Annotated in this window: 17 protein-coding genes; 10 read left to right on the top strand and 7 right to left on the bottom strand. The window is 48.6% G+C overall.

Annotated features, from left to right (window positions below; genetic code table 11):
* Nucleotides 1-505 precede the first annotated feature (505 nt).
* Together U2F10_RS19105 and U2F10_RS19100 are read left to right on the top strand one after the other, a co-directional pair.
* The gene (locus tag U2F10_RS19105) at nucleotides 506-2,278 is read left to right on the top strand and encodes a sedoheptulose 7-phosphate cyclase (protein WP_499867713.1); all 1,773 of its coding nucleotides are present in this window, start codon (nucleotides 506-508) and stop codon (nucleotides 2,276-2,278) included.
* A 92-nt stretch (nucleotides 2,279-2,370) separates the two neighbouring features.
* On the top strand, nucleotides 2,371-3,396 hold the full coding sequence (locus U2F10_RS19100; protein ID WP_499873050.1) for a DUF6492 family protein: 1,026 nt from the start codon (nucleotides 2,371-2,373) through the stop codon (nucleotides 3,394-3,396).
* 70 nt (nucleotides 3,397-3,466) lie between these two features.
* Here U2F10_RS19100 and U2F10_RS19095 read toward each other — a convergent pair whose 3' ends face one another.
* Nucleotides 3,467-4,297, bottom strand: coding sequence for a PHP domain-containing protein (locus U2F10_RS19095; RefSeq protein ID WP_499873049.1), 831 nt, complete (start codon nucleotides 4,295-4,297; stop codon nucleotides 3,467-3,469).
* Nucleotides 4,298-4,702: 405 nt separating this feature from the next.
* The gene (locus U2F10_RS19090) at nucleotides 4,703-5,587 is read right to left on the bottom strand and encodes a 4-hydroxybenzoate solanesyltransferase (protein ID WP_163671026.1); all 885 of its coding nucleotides are present in this window, start codon (nucleotides 5,585-5,587) and stop codon (nucleotides 4,703-4,705) included.
* A 425-nt stretch (nucleotides 5,588-6,012) separates the two neighbouring features.
* Between U2F10_RS19090 and U2F10_RS19085 the strand changes: the two genes are divergently transcribed.
* From U2F10_RS19085 to U2F10_RS19070, 4 genes are all read left to right on the top strand, one after another.
* Nucleotides 6,013-7,356, top strand: coding sequence for a nicotinate phosphoribosyltransferase (locus tag U2F10_RS19085; RefSeq protein WP_499873048.1), 1,344 nt, complete (start codon nucleotides 6,013-6,015; stop codon nucleotides 7,354-7,356).
* A 73-nt stretch (nucleotides 7,357-7,429) separates the two neighbouring features.
* Entirely contained in the window at nucleotides 7,430-8,113 is a 684-nt protein-coding gene (locus U2F10_RS19080; RefSeq protein ID WP_499873047.1) for a nicotinate-nucleotide adenylyltransferase, read from the top strand.
* The gene (locus U2F10_RS19075) at nucleotides 8,083-8,805 is read left to right on the top strand and encodes an NUDIX hydrolase (protein WP_163671024.1); all 723 of its coding nucleotides are present in this window, start codon (nucleotides 8,083-8,085) and stop codon (nucleotides 8,803-8,805) included. Before U2F10_RS19080 ends, U2F10_RS19075 begins: the two co-directional genes overlap by 31 nt.
* Before the next feature lie 148 nt (nucleotides 8,806-8,953).
* Nucleotides 8,954-10,678, top strand: a complete 1,725-nt coding sequence (locus U2F10_RS19070) for an NAD+ synthase (protein WP_499873046.1) — start codon at nucleotides 8,954-8,956, stop codon at nucleotides 10,676-10,678.
* Nucleotides 10,679-10,705: 27 nt separating this feature from the next.
* On the opposite strand, the gene U2F10_RS19065 is transcribed toward U2F10_RS19070, so the two are convergent.
* Nucleotides 10,706-11,218: a hypothetical protein gene (locus U2F10_RS19065; protein WP_163671022.1), complete on the bottom strand. Its 513-nt coding sequence runs from the start codon at nucleotides 11,216-11,218 to the stop codon at nucleotides 10,706-10,708.
* Between the two features lie 328 nt (nucleotides 11,219-11,546).
* Here U2F10_RS19065 and dxs point away from each other — a divergent pair, with 328 nt between their 5' ends.
* Nucleotides 11,547-13,460, top strand: a complete 1,914-nt coding sequence (gene dxs, locus U2F10_RS19060; RefSeq protein ID WP_499873045.1) for a 1-deoxy-D-xylulose-5-phosphate synthase — start codon at nucleotides 11,547-11,549, stop codon at nucleotides 13,458-13,460.
* Between the two features lie 89 nt (nucleotides 13,461-13,549).
* On the opposite strand, the gene U2F10_RS19055 is transcribed toward dxs, so the two are convergent.
* Complete coding sequence (locus tag U2F10_RS19055) at nucleotides 13,550-14,026, bottom strand: hypothetical protein (protein WP_499873044.1); 477 nt, start codon at nucleotides 14,024-14,026, stop codon at nucleotides 13,550-13,552.
* Nucleotides 14,027-14,224: 198 nt separating this feature from the next.
* Here U2F10_RS19055 and U2F10_RS19050 point away from each other — a divergent pair, with 198 nt between their 5' ends.
* The 3 genes from U2F10_RS19050 to U2F10_RS19040 all read left to right on the top strand — a co-directional run bounded on the left by U2F10_RS19050 (nucleotide 14,225) and on the right by U2F10_RS19040 (nucleotide 16,565).
* Nucleotides 14,225-14,923 carry a hypothetical protein gene (locus U2F10_RS19050; protein WP_499873043.1) on the top strand — a complete coding sequence of 233 codons (699 nt, stop codon included), beginning with the start codon at nucleotides 14,225-14,227 and terminating at the stop codon, nucleotides 14,921-14,923.
* Nucleotides 14,920-15,609, top strand: a complete 690-nt coding sequence (locus U2F10_RS19045; RefSeq protein WP_499873042.1) for a molybdenum cofactor guanylyltransferase — start codon at nucleotides 14,920-14,922, stop codon at nucleotides 15,607-15,609. Before U2F10_RS19050 ends, U2F10_RS19045 begins: the two co-directional genes overlap by 4 nt.
* A 137-nt stretch (nucleotides 15,610-15,746) precedes the next feature.
* Nucleotides 15,747-16,565, top strand: coding sequence for a phycobilisome rod-core linker polypeptide (locus U2F10_RS19040; protein ID WP_163699987.1), 819 nt, complete (start codon nucleotides 15,747-15,749; stop codon nucleotides 16,563-16,565).
* A gap of 89 nt (nucleotides 16,566-16,654) precedes the next feature.
* Here U2F10_RS19040 and U2F10_RS19035 read toward each other — a convergent pair whose 3' ends face one another.
* From U2F10_RS19035 to U2F10_RS19025, 3 genes are all read right to left on the bottom strand, one after another.
* Nucleotides 16,655-17,611 carry an RluA family pseudouridine synthase gene (locus U2F10_RS19035; RefSeq protein ID WP_163671016.1) on the bottom strand — a complete coding sequence of 319 codons (957 nt, stop codon included), beginning with the start codon at nucleotides 17,609-17,611 and terminating at the stop codon, nucleotides 16,655-16,657.
* A 59-nt stretch (nucleotides 17,612-17,670) separates the two neighbouring features.
* Nucleotides 17,671-18,477, bottom strand: a complete 807-nt coding sequence (gene cobA / locus U2F10_RS19030) for a uroporphyrinogen-III C-methyltransferase (RefSeq protein ID WP_163671870.1) — start codon at nucleotides 18,475-18,477, stop codon at nucleotides 17,671-17,673.
* Nucleotides 18,478-18,677: 200 nt separating this feature from the next.
* A complete protein-coding gene (locus tag U2F10_RS19025) occupies nucleotides 18,678-19,574 on the bottom strand; it encodes a sirohydrochlorin chelatase (protein ID WP_490795993.1) in 897 nt (298 codons plus the stop codon).
* Between the last annotated feature and the right edge of the window lie 280 nt (nucleotides 19,575-19,854).

Genomic DNA, 19,854 nt, shown 5'->3' with positions numbered 1-19,854 from the left:
CGATGTAAACACCTTACCGAGATCGCAACATATCCTCCCTCAACTTAGATAGTCACCGATCCAGGCTAAAAGAGGCCATAAGATACTACAAAACATCAATTCATGACAAATGAGGCGGCTATTGCCATAGAAAAAACCAAATACGGTTGCTTACATACTAACAAAAAGGGCAACGAAACAGTATACGAATACACATGTCAATCCATTGATTAATACAAAAAAGTCTTCTAGCTGACAGACTAACTACACAACAATGTGGTTATACTCAGAATTGAAAGCACCACATACACTTCGCCAACGGGTCTTTCATTTATTCTACAAGCAGATAAAATATTGTTTTTTCTGTTTCATAACCTAAAAATCATCTTGTTTGATGTAGCCTAAGCTACTTACCCAAAGTTTGTCGGGGAAATTATTGGTTTGGGCAGTTCCACTAAGTTTTTTGTGGTTTTGTCTGATACTGTAAAGTTTGTTATATTGCGGTTGCTATTTTCTCGGAACAACAATGGCAAATACCCCCCCAGCTGTTAAAGCGTTTATCTCGGCATACGACAGTGAGCCTTTGGCGTACCAAAATTTGGACGATGCCATTGAAGCTGTTTGCTGTGGCGAGGTTTTTAGAAGTTTAATTCTCGCATTGGTCAATAGTCCCGCCTTCTCCGAAGAACTGGGCAAAGAGTTTGAAGCAGCAGGTGCGATCGCAGGTTTATCAGCCTGTCGCAGTTTACGCAGTTGTCTAAACTTCTCCATTAGTCGATTTTTTGGACTGTTGGCAGAAGTAATTTCTGCCTTTGATCAAACAGCTGGGGAGGAGTGGAGTACATTCGCAGACCGAGTACACCAGTCAAATTTAGGGGGTAGTAAGCTATTAGAGCGTCTGCTGCGAAGCGCTGACAGAAATTTCTATCAAGACCTGGCCGCACATTTGGTTGACGAAAATCCCCACGCGGTTTATCCAACGTCTAGCTACCGTGAGAGTCAGGCCTCTGTGGTCAGCACCGATGACGATCAGATCATCGAAGCGGTCATGACATCACGGACATTCACGTCAATTCGTGTAGTCGAAAACTGTTTAGACCCCCAGGAAACAGTTTTAAGAGACATGTATATTGCCCATGGTCGATGCGTTTGCATGGTCGACCAAAATGTCGAAAATTACTACGGGGAGCAAATCGAGAAGTATTTCAAGCACCACGGCATTCACCTGGAGAAACTAGTTTACCGGGCCATGGAAGTGGATAAGGGTATTCATACCGTGGAACGTATGCTTGGCGATTTCAAAATGATTGGCGTCTGCCGTAACGAACCTGTACTTATCATCGGTGGTGGTGTTTTGACTGACACTGGTGGGTTGGCCTGTGCCCTTTACCACCGCAACACTCCCTATGTCATGCTTTCCACGTCCATTGTGGCAGGCATTGATGCAGGTCCTTCTCCTCGCACTTGCTGCGATGGATTTGGTTATAAGAATCTCTTTGGAGCCTACCATGCACCTGTGCTCTCCCTAACCGATCGCTCGTTCTTTAAGACATTGCGGGAAGGGTGGTTGCGCCACGGTATTGCCGAGATCATCAAAATGGCAACCGTCAAGAATATTGAGCTGTTTGAGTATCTAGAACAGGCTGGCCCTGAATTGATTGAGACTCGCTTTGGGACTCTCAACTGTGAGCCTGGCGCTGATATTAGCACTCTTTCTCAAAAAATTCTGGGTGCCGCCCTCAGAAGCTACGTTGAAGCTGAGTACGATAACCTTTATGAGACTCACCAGTGTCGTCCCCACGCCTACGGCCACACTTGGTCACCCGGTTTCGAAATTGAGGCTGGCTTGTTGCACGGGCATGCTGTAGCCATTGGCATGGGCTTTGGCGCGTATCTAAGCTACCGCGACAGCTGGATCACAGCTGATGAGTTCCACCGGATTCTTCGCCTGATCAGTTCCTTTGGGTTAAGTCTTTGGAATGACGTACTACTTAATAACGACACTCTCTGGGCTTCTCAAGAAAAGATTGTTCAGAAACGGGGCGGCAACTTAGCCGCGCCCCTACCCAAGGGTGGGGTTGGTAAATGTGGTTATCTCAACTCAATGACTCAAGAGGAGCTATACGAAGCGATCAGCGCCTATCGTAAAATTTGCCAAGACTATCCACGTCAGGGAGTTGGCATCGATCCACTTTGCAGCGATGTTGGCCTCGAAGATCCATCTACAGTGGGCCACAGCCTGATGGAAACTGTCAAAGCCCATTCTACAGAACCAACTGAACTGCTATCTCCTGTTTAAATGATTCTAGGAGATTAGTATAAAACAACGGTCGTGGCCTCTATTTAGGAGGTCGCGATCGCGTCCAGTTAATCCCAATGCTTTGAGAACCTATGGCACACCCACCTTTTGATATTGTCATCCCCCTCTTTCGTACTCGATGGAATACACGGGCGGTCATGGAAGGGCTCACCCATCATTATCAGCCTCGCTCAATACATATCATCACCCTACCTACAGAAGTAGCTAGTCTCCAGGAAAAGTCTCAAGGCTGGAAAACAGCCCCGATCCATATTCACAACGAAGAAATCTTTTTCCAGGCAAGTGGGCTGACCAAAACTGTCATCTGTGAAGAGCTTAATTTAGGCAAGTCTTTGTATAACCCTGGCTGGTTTTATCAGCAGCTTCTGAAACTAGGGGCCTTTGAAGGCATCTCTAATCTCAGCGAATGGTATCTAGTGTGGGACAGTGATCTACTCCCAGCCGCAACCTGGCCTGCATTTCGTGGTGAGGATACGACCTTAGAACATACCTTTGCACTGCTACAACACAACAAATATGGCAATCCTGCCATTGTTGGCAAATGGGATACCTGGATTCGCAACGTGTTAGGTGTAACACCACTGACAGACGAAACTGGCACGTTTATCCCCCATCACATGTGGTTTAAGCAAGAACACCTCAAAACATTTGCCCAGCGCATCAATTATCATTACACATCGACCGATCACTGGCTCTCCCTAATGATGCGTTCAGCCAATGATTTTGGCACATTTAGTGAGTATTGGGCCTATGTTTCTTGGGTTGCTACTCAAGCTCCAACAGACATCGCATTTTATCCCTATGCTCAGTATGGTGAGACCACTGAGCGCTTCTTTGATGATGGCACTGGCATGTTTTCAACGTCTCTTAGAAAGTATCTCTCCATTAATTCCGTTGGACCAGATGATGGATTCTCCCCTTCCTATAAAGAGGTCAACACATTTATTCAAACAGAATATGGTGCAGATGCCTTACCCTCATCTCTAGCCTTTGAGAGCAGCCCTCGCCATTTAAAGAAAAATAGTGAAAATATGCACATTGAGGAACAACGTTCTCGTTGGAATCCTCGTATAGTAGAGGAAGCGGCTACAGTTTAATGAATGATGCAGTGAAGGGTAAAGAGTAGAAAGTCAAGAGTCACTCTTTATCCCTTTACTTTCCACCGCTTTACTCTTTATCCAGCTTTGCTGCTGCTTGCTTCAACCCATCTAACAGCTCCAAGGAAAGATGCAATCCGTTGAGATCAATGGCACCAGCCTTGGGCTTGGGTTGAGGTCCATGGTAATCACTACCGCCAGTCATGAGTAAGTCGTACTGTGCACAAAGTTCTTCGAGAACCCGCTCTTCACTAATGCTGTGCTGTGGGTGATACACTTCCACACCCATCAGACCTGCCTTAACCAATTCTGGCAATACCTCTTCTACAATACCACCTCTAAACAAATAGGGGTGGGCCCACACAGGCACAGCACCACAGCTTCTTAGCAACTCTATCCCTTCTTGAGCAGTAAATTTTTCGTAGGGAACATAGGCCGGACCATGATCGCCGATAAACCGCTGGAAGGCTTCTTGTTGAGATGTCACATGGCCCGCTGCCAGCAGTGCATTAGCGATATGGGGGCGACCAGGGGCCATGGTGCCCGGCATCGGTGGTAATGCAATGGGAAAGCCTAACTCAGCCAGCTTATCTACCATTTTCTGAGCCCGGCGATGACGGCCCTGAATACGCTCGCTTAAGGGTGTTGCTAGCTTTTGTGGATCTGGGTAAAACCCCAGAATATGCATAGAACGCTCGTTATATGTCGTACTGAGTTCAATACCAGGAACTATTTCCAAGTCGTAGGATTGAGCCGCTGAACGGGCTTCAGTCCACCCAGAAATTGTATCGTGATCGGTAATCGCCAACGCTTTAACACCTTTGGCCGCAGCCCGTTCCACCAGTTTTTGTGGTGTGAGGGTCCCGTCAGAAAAGGTGGTGTGGCAGTGGAGTTCAAGCATAAGGTATGGAAAGGCGGTGGGTAGTAGACTGAATGACGGCCTACCTTTCCTATTATGGGCAGATTTAGTGGCTACCGGCTCAGCCAAGAAAAATAAGGATTTGTTGATACAACTCGATATTCACTAAATAGCCAGTGTAGAAAATCGTAGCGGCTTGCCCATGGATATTAGAACTCTCCTCAACACACTGTGTGATTATGGTCTATTTAGTCGGCAACAATTTGCAAAAATACACTCCCCGTAGGTTGGGTTAAAACCTCAACAACATGTTCGCCATACATCAATCCCTCTCCTAACCCAACATCGCCAACACCCCACAGTTAAAATCATGGAGGTTCATCGACCGGATTAATGGCGGAGGGTATCGATTGTTGGGTTTCGTGCCTCAACCCAACTACGCAAACATCATCCAATCAAAGAGCCTGTGATCATTCCACCTAACAATACAAACCCTAGAATCACGTTTTGACGAAAGATTTGCCCATATACATGGGCTGGCTGGCGCTTATTCCGTAATTTTCGATAATGGGTAAACCAAATACCACAGGCAATGGCCCAAGTAACCATATAGGGTGCACCTAATGCCTTATAACTGCCTAACCACAACAACAATATTGCAGTCCCCATAAAGAGTAACCCAACAATTTCAGGGGTATTCGAACCGAAAAAGCGAGCACTAGAATTCACGCCGAGCTGAGCGTCATACTTACGATCGGGGATTGCATAAACTGTGTCAAAGCCAAGGGTCCAAAGCACGGTTGCGCCCCATAACAACCAGGCGGCAGTATCTAAACTGCCAGTGACAGCACTCCAGGGAATCAATACTGCGAACCCCCAAGCAATGGCTAATACTAGCTGCGGCACTGGAAACACACGCTTGGCTAATGGATAAAGCAAAATAACTGGCGATGCCAAAAAACACAGCAAAATACTCAACGGAGTAAGATATAGCGCAAAGCCAATGGCACAGAGAAAGGTCACAACTGCGATCGCAATCCCCGTTTTCACCGTCAACGCCCGCGAAGCTAGAGGCCGATTACGCGTCCGCTCCACCTTTGGATCAATATTCCGGTCCCACAAATCATTAACGACACAGCCACCTGCACTCGTAGCCAGGCTGCCACAAATAATCACTGCCAACAGCACCCCATCAGGCCGACCCTCTGCCGCCAAAAACAAGGCCCACAAAGCTGGCACCATTAAAATCAAACGGCCTGTGGGTTTATCCCAACGCATCAGTCGGATGACTGTTTTCCACGTGGGTTCAACAATTGGCGAAGACGGAGCCATGGGGGACAGGGATGTAAGTTTAATATTCTTTTTTAAGAATATCTTTCTAATTGTTAACAAGGAAGGGGTCAGAGGAAGAAAGCAGGGACGCAGGCGGGAATCGAGGAGTTGCCCCCTAGCACTTGCCTCCACAGCAAATCACAAAAAATGCAGACCTTGAACACCAGTAATCAGACACTTACTTATATTTAAGGACACCAAAAAGCACCCCCCCATCTGTCACCTATTTAATTATCCCTATTCGCTCTCTTTGTCCACAGACTCTGACATCAACTGGAATCTGCTAACGAACAAACTTGAATATCCCATCAGGCCGCTCATAACCAATATTTATCGCCAGAAAGCTTAGCTATAAATTTATAAATCATCTGAAATCAGCAAGTATATTTTGGTTAAAATAACCATAACTACAGGATAAAATTCCGATGACCAATGATGCATCACTGTTAATGAAGTCTGATGAATACGGGCTCCTGACCGATTTGTATCAGCTAACCATGGCTGCCTGTTACGTAGGCGAAGGGCTAGATCAACGTCGGGCTAGTTTTGAACTGTTTGTGCGCCGTTTACCCAAGGGCTTTGGCTATCTGATTGCGGCAGGGCTAGCGGCAGCCCTCGATTATCTAGAAAACTTTCGATTTACGGCAGCCCAGCTAGCGGCTCTTAAAGAGACCGATATTTTCCCAGGGGCACCCCCCAAGTTTTGGGACCTTTTGGAAAGCAGCCAGTTTTCAGGAGATGTGTGGGCCGTGCCAGAAGGCACAGCCATATTTGCCAATGAGCCCATTTTGCGAGTCGAAGCCCCCCTATGGCAGGCCCAGATCGTGGAGACTTATTTATTAAATGCCATCAACTATCAAACTCTAATTGCCACCAGGGCAGCTCGACTGCGGGATGTCGCTGGTTCGGAGGCCATACTATTAGAATTTGGCACCAGACGGGCGTTTAGCCCCCAAGCTTCCCTATGGGCGGCACGCGCTGCATTGGCCGGGGGGCTGGATGCGACATCCAATGTGCTAGCAGCACTCAAGCTGGGTCGTAAGCCCGTGGGCACCATGGCCCATGCCTTGGTGATGGCGATTTCTGCCTTAGAGGGGAGTGAGGCAGATGCATTTGAAGCATTTCACCGCTATTTCCCTGGGGCAGCACTGCTGATTGATACCTACGACACTGTGGCAGCAGCAAGATTACTAGGGCAACAGACCGATCACTCTCTAGCGGGTGTGCGGATTGACTCTGGGGACTTGGTAACGCTATCTCAGCAGGTACGTCACGAATTACCCGATGTGCCGATTTTCGCCAGTGGCGATTTGGATGAACAAGAAATTCTCCGCTTAAAACAAGCGGGGGCCTGCATTGATGGATATGGGCTGGGGACTAAGCTAGTCACAGGGGTTCCAGTCAATGGGGTATACAAAATAGTGGACATTGATGGTGTTCCAGTAATGAAGGAGTCTAGTGGCAAACTCACGTATCCAGGTCGCAAACAGATATTTCGGTCTGCGGCTGGCGACCGGCTAGGGCTGGCAGCAGAAGCCACGTCTGCGGATAGCGGCGGGCTATTAAACCCCATTATGCGAAACGGAGTCCGGCTAGTCCCTGACGATCCATTAGAGACAATTCGAGAACGAGCCAGCCAATCTGTGGCACAACTGCCATTGTCGGTACGTGATGTGTATCAGCCTGTCGTACCCCAGGCAGAAATTTCGGCTGCGCTGCGGGATCTAACCAATTGCACTCGCCGTAGTCACCTCGCTACTGTTAATTGAAACTCCTGTGAGGTGAGTTTTGCCTATTTTGCATCTAGCACCCAATGCAAAACTTACAAAATTCGTATTCACTATGCAGCATATACCTAAGGATATGTCGAATAATCTCATAGGAGACTTCTTTACCCTGCGACTGCCAGTGACTATTCCCCCTGCCAACCAACTCCACGTGGCACTTTTTGGGACCAGTGCCGACCCGCCCCACAATGGCCATCGCAGTATTGTGGCAACGTTGGGGCATCAGTTTGATCATGTGGCAGTGTGGGCGTCGGATAATCCATGGAAAGAAAACCAATCTCCCATTGAAATGCGAATGGATATGCTGGAACTTGCGATCGCAGATCTCAATACCCCCGGCACCATCAAGCTACATCGGGAACTAAGCCACCCCTATACCGCCGTTACCCTAGAGCGGGCTCGACGCATCTGGCCCCACGCCGAATTTACCTTTGTGATTGGAGCCGACTTAGTTAAACAGCTACCCAGTTGGTATCGCTCAGAGGATGTGATGCGGTGGGCCAAGATATTGGTCTTTCCACGCCCTGGCTATGGGCTCAATAAAACTGAGTTAGACCATTTGCGATCGCTGGGGGCAAATGTGGCGATCGCCACGCCCCTAAGTCAACATCACATATCCTCCAGCACGCTCCGCCAGGGCTGCCTAGAACAACCCGATGAAATCCCTGCTGTCGTGCAAGCCTACATCCACCAACACAACCTGTATCCATGCCCGGAAAACACACCAACCATCCCTTAGCCGACTTTAAAGTGGGCATTGATAACGTTATTTTCTCGGTCGATACCGAGCTCAATCGGCTGTTGGTGCTGTTGGTGATGCGCCACGAAGACCCCTTCTTAGGACAGTGGTCGTTACCGGGCACCCTGGTAAGGCAAGGTGAATCGTTAGAAACAGCATCCTACCGAGTCCTCTCTGAAAAAATTCGGGTCAAAAATCTCTATGTAGAACAGCTTTATTCCTTTGGGGGGCCTAAACGAGACCCACGTGAAGCCGAAGATGCCTACAATGTGCGCTATCTCTCAGTCAGCTATTTTGCCCTTGTACGGTATGCAGAAGCCGAGCTCATCGCCGATGGTGTCAGCGGAATTGCCTGGTATCCCCTAGACCATCTACCGGACCTTGCCTTTGACCATCAAGAGATTCTCACCTATGGCACTATGCGCCTGCGTAACAAGGTGAAATACAGCCCCGTTGCCTTTGATGTACTCCCCGAAATGTTTACCCTCAGCGATTTATATCAGCTGTATATTACGATCTTAGGTGAAGATTTCTCTGATTATTCAAATTTTCGCACTCGTCTCTTAAAGCTTGGTTTCTTGGAAGATACAGGTATTAAAACCTCTCGCGGAGCGGGACGCCCTGCCAGCCTGTATCGGTTTGATGCAGAGGCGTTTGAACCACTCAAGGATAAACCAATGGTCTTTGTTTAAAACGCTCCATTTTAATTCTGCCATGGTGGGCCATGCCCACCCTACAGGATCACTCCCCCTGCACAGACGTTCCATGGAACGTCTCTCCATTAACACCCCCATGTACAGACGTTCCATGGAACGTCTCTCCATTACCATTTAACTCACCATGAAATTCGCTATTGCTCAACTCGATCCCACTGTCGGCGACCTTACTGGTAATGCCCAACAGATTTTAGCCGCTGCGCAAAATGCGGCAGAACAAGGGGCCCATCTTTTACTCACGCCAGAACTCTCCTTGTGTGGCTATCCACCAAGAGACTTATTATTGCGTCCTGGCTTTATCCAACAGATGCAGACTGTTTTAGAAAAACTGGCCAAAGACTTACCCCAAGGCTTAACCACTTTAATAGGCCTGGCCCAACCCAATACTGACGCAGGTAACAAAGGGCAAAAACCTCTTTACAACAGCATGGCGTTGTTAGAAAACGGCACCATTAAAACTGTGTTCCATAAACGTCTGCTGCCAACCTATGACGTTTTTGATGAAGATCGCTACTTTGAATCGGGTACCGACCCCAATCATTTTACCCTTGAAGCCGGTGGCAGCTCATTGCATATTGGCGTCACCATTTGTGAAGATCTTTGGAATGAAGATGACTTTTGGGGACAGCGGACCTATAAGGTCAACCCCACAACCGAGGTGGTGGCAGCAGGTGTAGATCTGGTGGTTAATCTCTCGGCATCACCCTTTACGGTGGGTAAACAAGCATTACGAGAGAAAATGATTGCCCATGCGGCCCGTCAGCATAGCTGCCCGATTATCTATGTCAATCAGGTGGGGAGCAACGACGACTTGATTTTTGATGGCTGCAGTGTTGCCATGGATCGTCAAGGAACTGTGGTCAGCCGTAGCACCAGCTTTCAACCAGCGGTTCAGATAGTGGGCTATGACCTGGAACAGCAAACTCTGGTCCCTGGCACTATTCACCCGCTGCTAGATACTCCAGAAGCAGAGATATGGTCGGCCTTAGTTCTAGGCGTTAAGGACTACAGCCGTAAGTGTGGATTTAGTAAAGCTGTCGTGGGTCTTAGTGGTGGCATTGACTCCGCATTGGTGGCTGCGATCGCAACCGCTGCCCTGGGTCCCGATAACGTTCTAGGCGTACTCATGCCCTCGCCCTATAGCTCTGACCACTCCATTAGCGATGCTGAAAAACTCGCCCATAATCTAGGCATCACCACACAAAAACTGCCCATTGGCGAACTCATGGCGGGCTACGACAACACGCTGCTTGATCTCTTTACCGGCACTGAACCCGGCGTTACCGAAGAGAATCTTCAGTCCCGTATTCGGGGCAATTTGCTCATGGCCATCACCAATAAATTTGGTCATTTGTTACTCTCCACCGGCAACAAATCAGAAATGGCAGTGGGTTACTGTACCCTGTACGGCGATATGAATGGCGGCTTAGCTGTCATTGCCGATGTGCCCAAAACCCAAGTTTACAGCCTATGCCATTGGCTGAATCACTGTATTCAAACAACAGACACTGCCCTAGGTCTAATCGAGTGCGATCGTAAAACAGAAATCATTCCCAACAACATTCTGACAAAACCCCCGAGTGCAGAACTACGTCCTGACCAAGTTGACCAAGACTCCCTGCCCCCCTACGACATCCTTGACGATATTCTCGAACGCCTAATTCAACGCCATCAGTCCACAGACGATATTGTCACCGCAGGGCACGATCCCACTGTTGTCGGCAAAATTGTGCGCCTACTAACCCGTGCCGAGTTTAAACGCAGACAGGCCCCACCAGTACTAAAAGTAACCGATCGGGCCTTTGGCCTTGGCTGGCGCATGCCCATCGCCAGCCGCTGGAGCACCTAATCAAGTGCTGCTTATTTTGGATAGCAGCTACTGCCGGGGAGACGTTGTCCAGGGACGGTAGCCAGCTCGAATACATTGGTCGAGGGCGGCATCTACCGATAATTGAGCCTCATCACTAAGATCGACAACACATTGGCCAAATCGTTCTGGCAGTAAGCTGCGGCTACAGTGTTCTAAGGCATTGACTGACGGCTGTGTCAGCAACGCTCGGTGAATATCAACAGTGCAATCAGCAACGTCATCAGGGCGACGGGAACGCTCACAGCCCTCTAGAGCATCCAACGCGCCAATGCCAGCGTCCTGACTAACATCTACAACACATTCGCCAAGAGTACCTGGGAAGCGAGCACCAGCACAGCTAGCCGTTGCTTGCTCTGCACTCACCCCGCTGTCTTTAAGAGCGGCCACACATTGACCATAGCTATCATCTTCTTCTGCATAGCCAGGCAAAGCCACCAGCGAAGCCGTGGCCAAACCAAGAGTCACTGGCATAAGTAGTGAACGCACTAAACAACGATGCAAAACTGAAGTAGCAGTCATATTAATCATTATCAATAGGTCTAATAGAACAGAGATTGCTAATTAGCATTCGATGCGCCTAAATTGCTGCCAAAATCACCATGCCATGCATAGCAATGCAGTGAATGGCAAACAGATTACCTATGCATATTAATCGTTAAATAAGACAACGGTAATTTTGTAATCATTGTCCTTTGAAACCCTGATCTAATCTACAGTGAATGAGTGACAAAACATGAGCCGTTTCTGAGTTCGGAAATAATCCAGGTTATTCTTTCAGACTCATAAATGAGCGGCACTACAAAAACGCCACACATAATTACAGCAAACGATCTAGAGGGTCTTTAACATGCATCTGAGTGAAATCACCCATCCAAACCAGTTGCATGGCTTGTCTGTGAAACAGTTAGAAGCCATTGCCCAGCAAATTCGAGAAAAGCATCTTAAAACGGTATCCGCCAGCGGAGGGCATCTGGGACCGGGGCTGGGCGTGGTAGAGCTAACGTTGGGTTTATATCAAACCCTAGATTTAGATCGTGACAAAGTCGTCTGGGATGTAGGGCACCAGGCCTATCCTCACAAATTAATTACAGGTCGTTACAACGACTTTTCATCCCTACGCCAGAAGGATGGTGTGGCTGGCTACCTCAAGCGCTGCGAAAGTAAGTTTGATCATTTTGGGGCTGGCCATGCATCCACCAGCATTTCTGCCGCATTAGGCATGGCGATTGCCCGCGATTTACAAGGGGATGACTATAAAGTCGCTGCCATTATCGGGGATGGGGCGCTCACCGGAGGTATGGCCCTAGAAGCCATCAACCATGCCGGGCACCTACCCAACACCAACCTGGTGGTGGTGCTCAACGACAATGAAATGTCCATCTCTCCCAACGTCGGTGCAATTCCTCGTTACCTCAATAAAATTCGCTTGAGCCCACCGATACAGTTTCTCAGCGATAACCTTGAGGAACAATTAAAACAAATACCCTTCGTCGGTGATTCTTTCTCACCGGAATTAGACCGAGTCAAGGAAGGGATGAAACGGTTGGCAATGTCCAAAGTAGGGGCTGTTTTTGAAGAACTCGGCTTTACCTACATGGGTCCGGTTGATGGTCACAACTTAAGTGAACTGATCAACACGTTTAAAGAAGCCCATGCCAAGGGGGGACCTGTATTAGTACATGTGTCTACGATCAAAGGCAAAGGGTATGAAATCGCTGAAAAAGATCAGGTGGGCTATCACGCTCAGTCCCCCTTCAATTTAACGACTGGTAAGGGTTATCCATCTACAAAGCCAACGCCTCCAAAATATTCCAAGGTTTTTGCAGAAACTCTGATCAAACTAGCAGAAGATAATCCGAAGGTTGTTGGCATTACAGCAGCCATGGCCACTGGCACTGGTCTCGATAAGCTACAAGCCACACTCCCTCAGCAATATATAGACGTTGGTATCGCCGAACAACATGCCGTTACTCTGGCAGCAGGTCTAGCCTGTGAAGGCATGCGCCCAGTGGCCGCTATCTACTCCACCTTCCTGCAACGCGCCTACGACCAGATTGTCCATGATGTTTGCATCCAAAACCTGCCGGTATTTTTCTGTCTAGATCGGGCGGGCATTGTCGGTGCTGACGGCCCTACCCACCAGGGCATGTACGACATTTCCTATCTGCGCTCCATTCCCAACATGGTGGTCATGGCTCCGAAAGATGAGGCCGAACTCCAGCAGATGGTTGTTACTGGCATTGAGCACACTGATGGCCCCATTGCAGTACGTTATCCCCGTGGCAGTGGCTATGGCGCTCCGCTCATGGAAGAAGGCTGGGAAGCACTACCCATTGGCAAAGGAGAAGTTCTACGCCAGGGCGATGACCTACTCCTACTAGGCTATGGCTCCATGGTTTACCCCACCATGCAAACCGCAGAAATTTTAAGTGAGCACGGTGTTGAAGCGACTGTGATCAACGCACGCTTTGTGAAGCCTCTAGATGAGGAATTGATTGCTCCGTTGGCTCAGAAAATCCAACGGGTCGTCACCTTTGAAGAGGGCTGCCTCATGGGTGGGTTCGGCTCAGCCGTAGCAGAAGCCTTACTCGATAATGATGTCAACGTACCCATTTTGCGTCTGGGCATCCCTGACATCTTGGTGGATCATGCGACTCAGGCTCAAGCCAAAACAGCCCTAGGATTGACCCCTGCTCAGATGGCAGACAAAATCCTCAAGCGGTTCGCCTTAGCTCAGCGTGAACTGGCCAGTATGGGTTAACTACACTCACATCTAAATCATTACGCCCCTGCCAGGCTGTCCTGGCAGGGGTTTCTTTTTGAAAATCTTGCTGATTTCTGATTTCCTGATTACCGCCGCTGTCTGCGCTGGACGCGACGCCGCCGGGTACCCGTTGCCATCGAAGCAGGTAGCAAAGCTATCGGTGGGGCATGAAGCAGATCACCCTCCCCAGACCGCCTAGCAACTGGGAAAGCAGGCAGATCGCCACACAGATCAACAAACCATAGCCCCAGGGCTATTAACAGGGTAATCACACTTAACAAAAAAATAGCCATTGCCCCGATTACCAGAGCATTAACAGCAATCATGGTGCGCAGGATAAGTACGCCTAAACTGGTCAACATGCCCAGCAGCGTGGCAACTGTCAGCACAAAACTAAGGTAGGCCCACCGACACCGACGTCTTATGCCTCGGGTCACCGTGCTGCCTGAGCGCAACCAACACCACCGCAGCCAAGCAGCTAGAGTCACCGTCATCACGATAATCACCATCAAGACGTTATTAAACAACAGTGAGATGAGTTGACCCGTTTGGACAGAAGACATCACAACCAAACTCCACTTGACTTAATGGATATTAGTTCAATTGTACTATTTTATTGTGCTCATGACTCCATCATGGGAGAAAAGCCAGTCGAGTGGTATCGTTGTTGGCGTGTTTGTCACCTTCTAGGCAGAAAATGATTTTCCATAGGCATTTTTGGCCTGACACAAGGCGTTACTAATCCTCTGTTTCGGTTGTTCATGCAAGTGAAGTCACGTCCAAGGCACATTGGGATTTATTTTTTACTCGGCATCCTTGCCTGTGTATTGGCTATCGCTTCCAAACTTGCCATTGTTTGGAGTGTTGACTCATACGTATATTCCTTGCCCATTGTGGGTGGCGTTCTAGCTTCTCTTGAAGTTGCTGAAATCGCTAGCCCAATACTGTTAGCACTGTTAGGGGTAGCCCTGGGTGCACTCACCTACTATTTACCCACAGGCAGCAACCTCCACCTGCGCTTGCTGCTACTTGGCATCACTCTACCGCTGGTTCTGATGCTTGGCCATCGAGTGCGTTATAACGCTTGGGTCAGACAGGTCGCCAACCAAGAAAGTTTGTCGATCACTCAAGCTCAACAGCTCACTGACGATTTTTTGCGACGGGAGACGTCAAAGTCTGGCAATGTGGGCTTTTACTGGTATACGGCCACTCGAGCGACTCCACCTACCCGACTAGATAATCTGGAAAATCCCAATGATACTAGCCCACTGCAAACTCAGTTGACTGATGTAGGGCGACAGCAGACGGGTTTATTAAGGTTGGCTTTCGATATTTACAACTGGCTTTTTAACAATGCGGGCTGGGGCATCCGCGTTGCTTATGCAGTGCTGTCTGGGTTTATGGGGCTGTCATATTTTTATAGAGGGCAGCTTTGGGCTAATCGCCAACGTCGTCAATGAACGGAGACTGTGACGTCAATCAATCAACCCATGATGGGCATAGGACTGCTGCTTTAGTCTTAGCAGGGGGGCGAAGCAGCCGCATGGGGCAAGATAAGGCCCTACTGACATTACCCATGGCAGGGCAAACAGGGGAAGCATTAACGTTACTGCAGCAGACTTGCTCCGTGGCCGAAAGTTGTGCAGCCCATACTTACGTATTAACTCCTTGGCCAGCAAAATACGCCAGTCGCTTGACGTCAACTGCCATTTTGCTAAAGGAAGAAGCTGCTGGGGCTGGCCCACTGGTTGCGTTAGCTCAAGGTTGGTCCATGATTTTGGCCCAAAGTCAGAGACGGGACCAGGAAATTCCTGACTGGCTGCTCCTGCTGGCCTGCGATATGCCCGCTCTTGATACAACCACAATCCAGCAATGGCAGGAGCAGCTGAAAACGATAGATGAGAATGCGATCGCAACCCTACCCAAAGCAGGCGATCGCTGGGAACCCCTCTGCGGGTTTTATCACCGTCGCTGCATTCCTAGTCTAAACAAGGCTTTGGCAGATAATATCCGATCATTCCAACGATGGTTAGCAACCGAAACAATTGTGCCGCTATCCCTTGCAGATTCTAATATGTTACGAAATTGCAATACTCCGGGCCAATGGCAGCAGTTTTTAGATTTTATAAACGCCAGAAACCCATAGGTAGCTTGACAAACGGTCCTTTTTTTCAATGTTAAGCTGTGTATTATTTTGCCCGACAATATCCGGTGCCGATCCCATAAACCCTTATAGTTATGATTAACGTTTGTTAAATTTCCTCATATTCTGGAGATTCTCAAGTGGCGATTCCTCTGCTGAACTATTCACCGGTTACTCAAAATTCTCGGGTTGAGGGCTATGAAATTCCTGGGGATGATCAGCCTAAGATCTATTCGACTCAGAATATTCTTTCTTCGACTGATATCGACGATCTGATTGAAGCGGCCTACCGTCAGATCTTTTTCCATGCATTTAAAGCTGACCGGGAAAAATTCCTAGAATCTCAGTTGCGTAGTAACCAAATCACCGTACGTGAATTTGTACGTGGTCTGCTGTTGGCTAACACTTATCGCAACAGCTTCTACAAGATGAATAACAACTATCGTTTTGTAGAGCAGACAGTTCAGCGAGTTCTAGGCCGTGACATCTTTAATAAGGAAGAAACTTTAGCCTGGTCGATTATAGTAGCGACCAAAGGTATTGAAGGGTTTGTTGATGCTCTCCTCGATAGTGATGAGTATTTAGACAACTTTGGCGATGACATTCTGCCCTATCAGCGTCGTCGTGTTCTACCTACTCGTAATCAAGGTGAGCTGCCTTTCAACATCAAGTCACCTCGCTACGACGAGTACTACCGGTCTATCTTGGGTTTCCCCAAGCCTGTCTTCCAATCTTCTGTCCGTCGCTTTACACCGCAAGAGAAGCAGCCTAAGGCTGGTAGCCCAGCGTTGTTTATGGATATGGCCCGTGGGTTAAGCAACAGCCAGCCCCTGCCTTCCCAGCGAGTATCGGCTGTGAGCGTTAACTTTACGTCGGGTGTGCCCTACCGTCGAGTTAATTTCCCCATTAATGATCCTGTAGCAGCTGCCGCTGTTGAAAAAGCTAAGCAAGGTGCTTAGGATTTTTTATAACTCTTAAAAATTAAAAAGGGGGTAGATTTTCTGGATCCACTCCCTTTTTTATTAGCACGTAGATATTTCTAGTATTTCTAGCGTTGTCGTAATCTTTGAAGCAGGGTTTCAAACTGTGGGGGGAGAGGTGCGATCGCAACCACATCTTTTCCCGTTATCGGATGAGTCAGCGTTAGCTGGCGAGCATGCAACGCCTGACCTGGTAACTTTACCCCTATGGAGCGTCCTGAGCCGTAGGTCATATCCCCCACAATGGGGTTCCCCAGTAGCGCACTATGCACTCGAATTTGGTGGGTGCGCCCCGTTTCCAATCGATAATGCACTAATGTGTAGTTGCCCAAACGCTCCTGAATACGCCAGTGGGTAACGGCTCGCCGCCCTCCTTTCTCAATGGGCACCACCGCCATTTTTTTTCGATCCCTCGGATGACGTCCGATGGGAGCATCCACAATCCCAACATCCTGATTTTCTGGGAGCTTCGGCACTCCAAAAACGACGCCAAGGTATTCTCGCTGGGCTGTTTTCGCCTGAATTTGTCCCTGTAGATGATGTAATACCGGCTCCGTCTTAGCCACCACCATCGCCCCAGTTGTATCTTTATCCAAACGGTGCACAATCCCAGGGCGTTGCACACCGCCCACCCCCGTCAGCTGATCGCCACAATGGGCCAACACGGCATTGACTAACGTGCCTTTGGGATGACCTGGAGCTGGATGTACCACCATGCCTGGAGGCTTATTTACCACCAGCAGGTATTGATCTTCGTACAAAATATCGAGGGGAATCGCCTCTGGCGTTAATTCAAATGCCTCAACCTCAGGAATTTTTAGCTGTAGCCAATCCCCTGAACTAACGATTACCTTTTTATTGATACAGGGCTGATCATTAATCCTCAGGGCCCCTTGCTCAATCAACTTTTGAATACGATTGCGGGATAAATCACAATTCTGGGAGAGCCACCGATCAATTCTTTCATTAGCAGCATCCGTAACCGACAGCTCAATTACGCTCCCATATTGCTCCCCATTGTCCATTTTGAATTACCTATCCCCATTCATTGCAATCAGGACAGACCCAATATTCTCCCGATCGGTTATCTTGCCTGAACCGTTTGCCAATGGGGAGAATGCATCGGCGATGCAGAGGCCAATGTTTCATACAGATCGACAACACGACCAATGATTGCGATCGCAGGTGCTTGAAACTGCTGTTCCTCAACTTGCTGAACAATTGTAGCCAATGTTCCAATCAACTCTTCCTGGTCAGGTCGCGTTCCCCATCTCACCAAAGCCACTGACGTTTCCTCAGCCATGCCAGCTGCCGTAAGTTCCGACACAATATTCACTAAATTGTGCACACCCATGTAAATAACAATGGTTTCCGAGCCATGGGCCAATGCCGACCAATTGACCTGCGGACGATACTTACCCGCAGCCTCATGACCAGTTACGAACGTCACCGACGAACTATAATTGCGGTGCGTTACTGGGATACCCGCATAGGCAGGAGCCGCAATGCCAGCCGTAATCCCTGGCACCACCTCCACATCAATCCCAGCTTCCAGCAACCCCATCATCTCTTCGCCACCTCGGCCAAACACAAACGGGTCCCCCCCTTTCAGTCTGACCACCACAGCATTAATTTTCGCCTGCTCAATCAAAAGCTGGGTAATGTCTTGTTGCACCATAGAATGACGCCCGCGACGTTTACCCGCATCAATCACCTGAGTATGCTCACTAATCATGGCCAAAATTGGCGGACTCACTAGAGCGTCATGAATCACCACATCCGCATGCTCTAACAGGCCCTTAGCTTTCAAAGTTAGAAGGCCTGGATCACCAGGACCAGCCCCCACCAAATAGACTTTGCCAAACGTATCTTGAGTCAGGGAATGAGACATGTCAGTTGCAATGGGATGGATATGATTGATCAATTCTGGCAAACCTAACCCAGCATTGATTGCCAAAATCGATACAGCAGCAATGATGTACCTGCTTAATTTTACTTAAGATATCCTTAACCTTAAGTCATATTTGTCCCATTGTTGTCCCATGGATAGTCTGAATCAAGGGCTAAAAATCGTACTCTTCAGCACAACCATTATGAGGATGTGCTGTGGCCCAAGGTCTGCACAACTATATTAGCCACGTCAAACGTGGCCCCTAATGGTGGCAATAACCGGAAATTGGTGCGCGGGAAGCGCTCAGCTAACTCCTCAGTCAAATGAGCCACTGCATCTGTAATTCCACCAGCAAACAGAAAATAGGGAAAAATAGTCAGCGTCGAACAGCCCTGCTGCATTAAATGAATCGTTTGGTTCTGAATATCAGACTCAGTTGTCCAGTAAGCAACCGCTGTCCCCAAAGACTTCGCCAAATTATCCACAGCTCGATTTCCCCTCACTCGTCGACTACCGTGGGCAACGATTAAACGCCCTGACTTCGGGGAATGGAAAAATCGATTTTGAATCAGTTCATGCATGCCTGGGGCACCGCCAATATGATGACCCAGTTCCAACTCAATGACATCACCCAGCTCGTGGCGAGCTAGATCCACTTCATCGGGTAAATCTTGCATAACATGCTTACCCTTCAACAAAAACAGCGGCACCAAGTGTAAGCGATCGATACCAGCAGAACTCAGCCGTCGACCAAATTCACAAATCTGCTGATGTAGCGGCAAAAGTCCACAGTCTAAAACAGCAGTTCCAACAATAAAGCGGTCCTGAGGCAATCGAGTGGTAGTGGCAGTCACAGCCGACCTAAATGCTGGCGCAACCGCTAATACCGTCGCCTGTTGACGATTAGCACCTAAAACCGTTTTAGGAGTAAACCGATTGTCTGGCACCATCACTGGGCCACAAGACTGACTGCTCCATGGGCTCACTAGAGACGGGTTAAGTCGCTCTCTGATTAGCTGAGCCAATCGATTTATAGCGATTTGATGCCGTGGATCACGACTGCCATGGGAAATCAAAAGATAGGCTGTAGATGTCACGAGAAGTTTTAAATGAGATTGTTAGGGTGAGACGAAATCAATAAATCCCCGGGACACTGTCCCGATGTCTGTCTTTAGGAACCAAAGCTAATGACGCTGGAATAACTAGTGAGCGCACTAATCTAGCAGCAAACTGATGCTGTAGCTGTAGATTCACTAACTTTCCAGCGGGTATAGCGACCTACCAATATGCCTCTAGAACAGACTTGGAAACTATTCAACACACGTTATGTAGTCCACACATTCTTGATAACGTTGCCGGAATAACGCTGCTGGGCAT

The sequence above is a fragment of the Leptothoe sp. EHU-05/26/07-4 genome, from assembly GCF_043421015.1.
GTDB lineage: Bacteria > Cyanobacteriota > Cyanobacteriia > Phormidesmidales > Phormidesmidaceae > Leptothoe > Leptothoe turfae.
Note: the sequence above shows the minus strand (reverse complement) of the source record. Positions and strands in the feature narration are given on the sequence as shown.

Coding starts and splice junctions, on each gene's coding strand:
- U2F10_RS19105 (WP_499867713.1), top strand. CDS start 506: ATGGCAAATACCCCCCCAGCTGTTAAAGCGTTTATCTCGGCATACGAC.
- U2F10_RS19100 (WP_499873050.1), top strand. CDS start 2,371: ATGGCACACCCACCTTTTGATATTGTCATCCCCCTCTTTCGTACTCGA.
- U2F10_RS19095 (WP_499873049.1), bottom strand. CDS start 4,297: ATGCTTGAACTCCACTGCCACACCACCTTTTCTGACGGGACCCTCACA.
- U2F10_RS19090 (WP_163671026.1), bottom strand. CDS start 5,587: ATGGCTCCGTCTTCGCCAATTGTTGAACCCACGTGGAAAACAGTCATC.
- U2F10_RS19085 (WP_499873048.1), top strand. CDS start 6,013: ATGACCAATGATGCATCACTGTTAATGAAGTCTGATGAATACGGGCTC.
- U2F10_RS19080 (WP_499873047.1), top strand. CDS start 7,430: ATGCAGCATATACCTAAGGATATGTCGAATAATCTCATAGGAGACTTC.
- U2F10_RS19075 (WP_163671024.1), top strand. CDS start 8,083: ATGCCCGGAAAACACACCAACCATCCCTTAGCCGACTTTAAAGTGGGC.
- U2F10_RS19070 (WP_499873046.1), top strand. CDS start 8,954: ATGAAATTCGCTATTGCTCAACTCGATCCCACTGTCGGCGACCTTACT.
- U2F10_RS19065 (WP_163671022.1), bottom strand. CDS start 11,218: ATGACTGCTACTTCAGTTTTGCATCGTTGTTTAGTGCGTTCACTACTT.
- dxs (WP_499873045.1), top strand. CDS start 11,547: ATGCATCTGAGTGAAATCACCCATCCAAACCAGTTGCATGGCTTGTCT.
- U2F10_RS19055 (WP_499873044.1), bottom strand. CDS start 14,026: ATGTCTTCTGTCCAAACGGGTCAACTCATCTCACTGTTGTTTAATAAC.
- U2F10_RS19050 (WP_499873043.1), top strand. CDS start 14,225: ATGCAAGTGAAGTCACGTCCAAGGCACATTGGGATTTATTTTTTACTC.
- U2F10_RS19045 (WP_499873042.1), top strand. CDS start 14,920: ATGAACGGAGACTGTGACGTCAATCAATCAACCCATGATGGGCATAGG.
- U2F10_RS19035 (WP_163671016.1), bottom strand. CDS start 17,611: ATGGACAATGGGGAGCAATATGGGAGCGTAATTGAGCTGTCGGTTACG.
- cobA (WP_163671870.1), bottom strand. CDS start 18,477: ATGTCTCATTCCCTGACTCAAGATACGTTTGGCAAAGTCTATTTGGTG.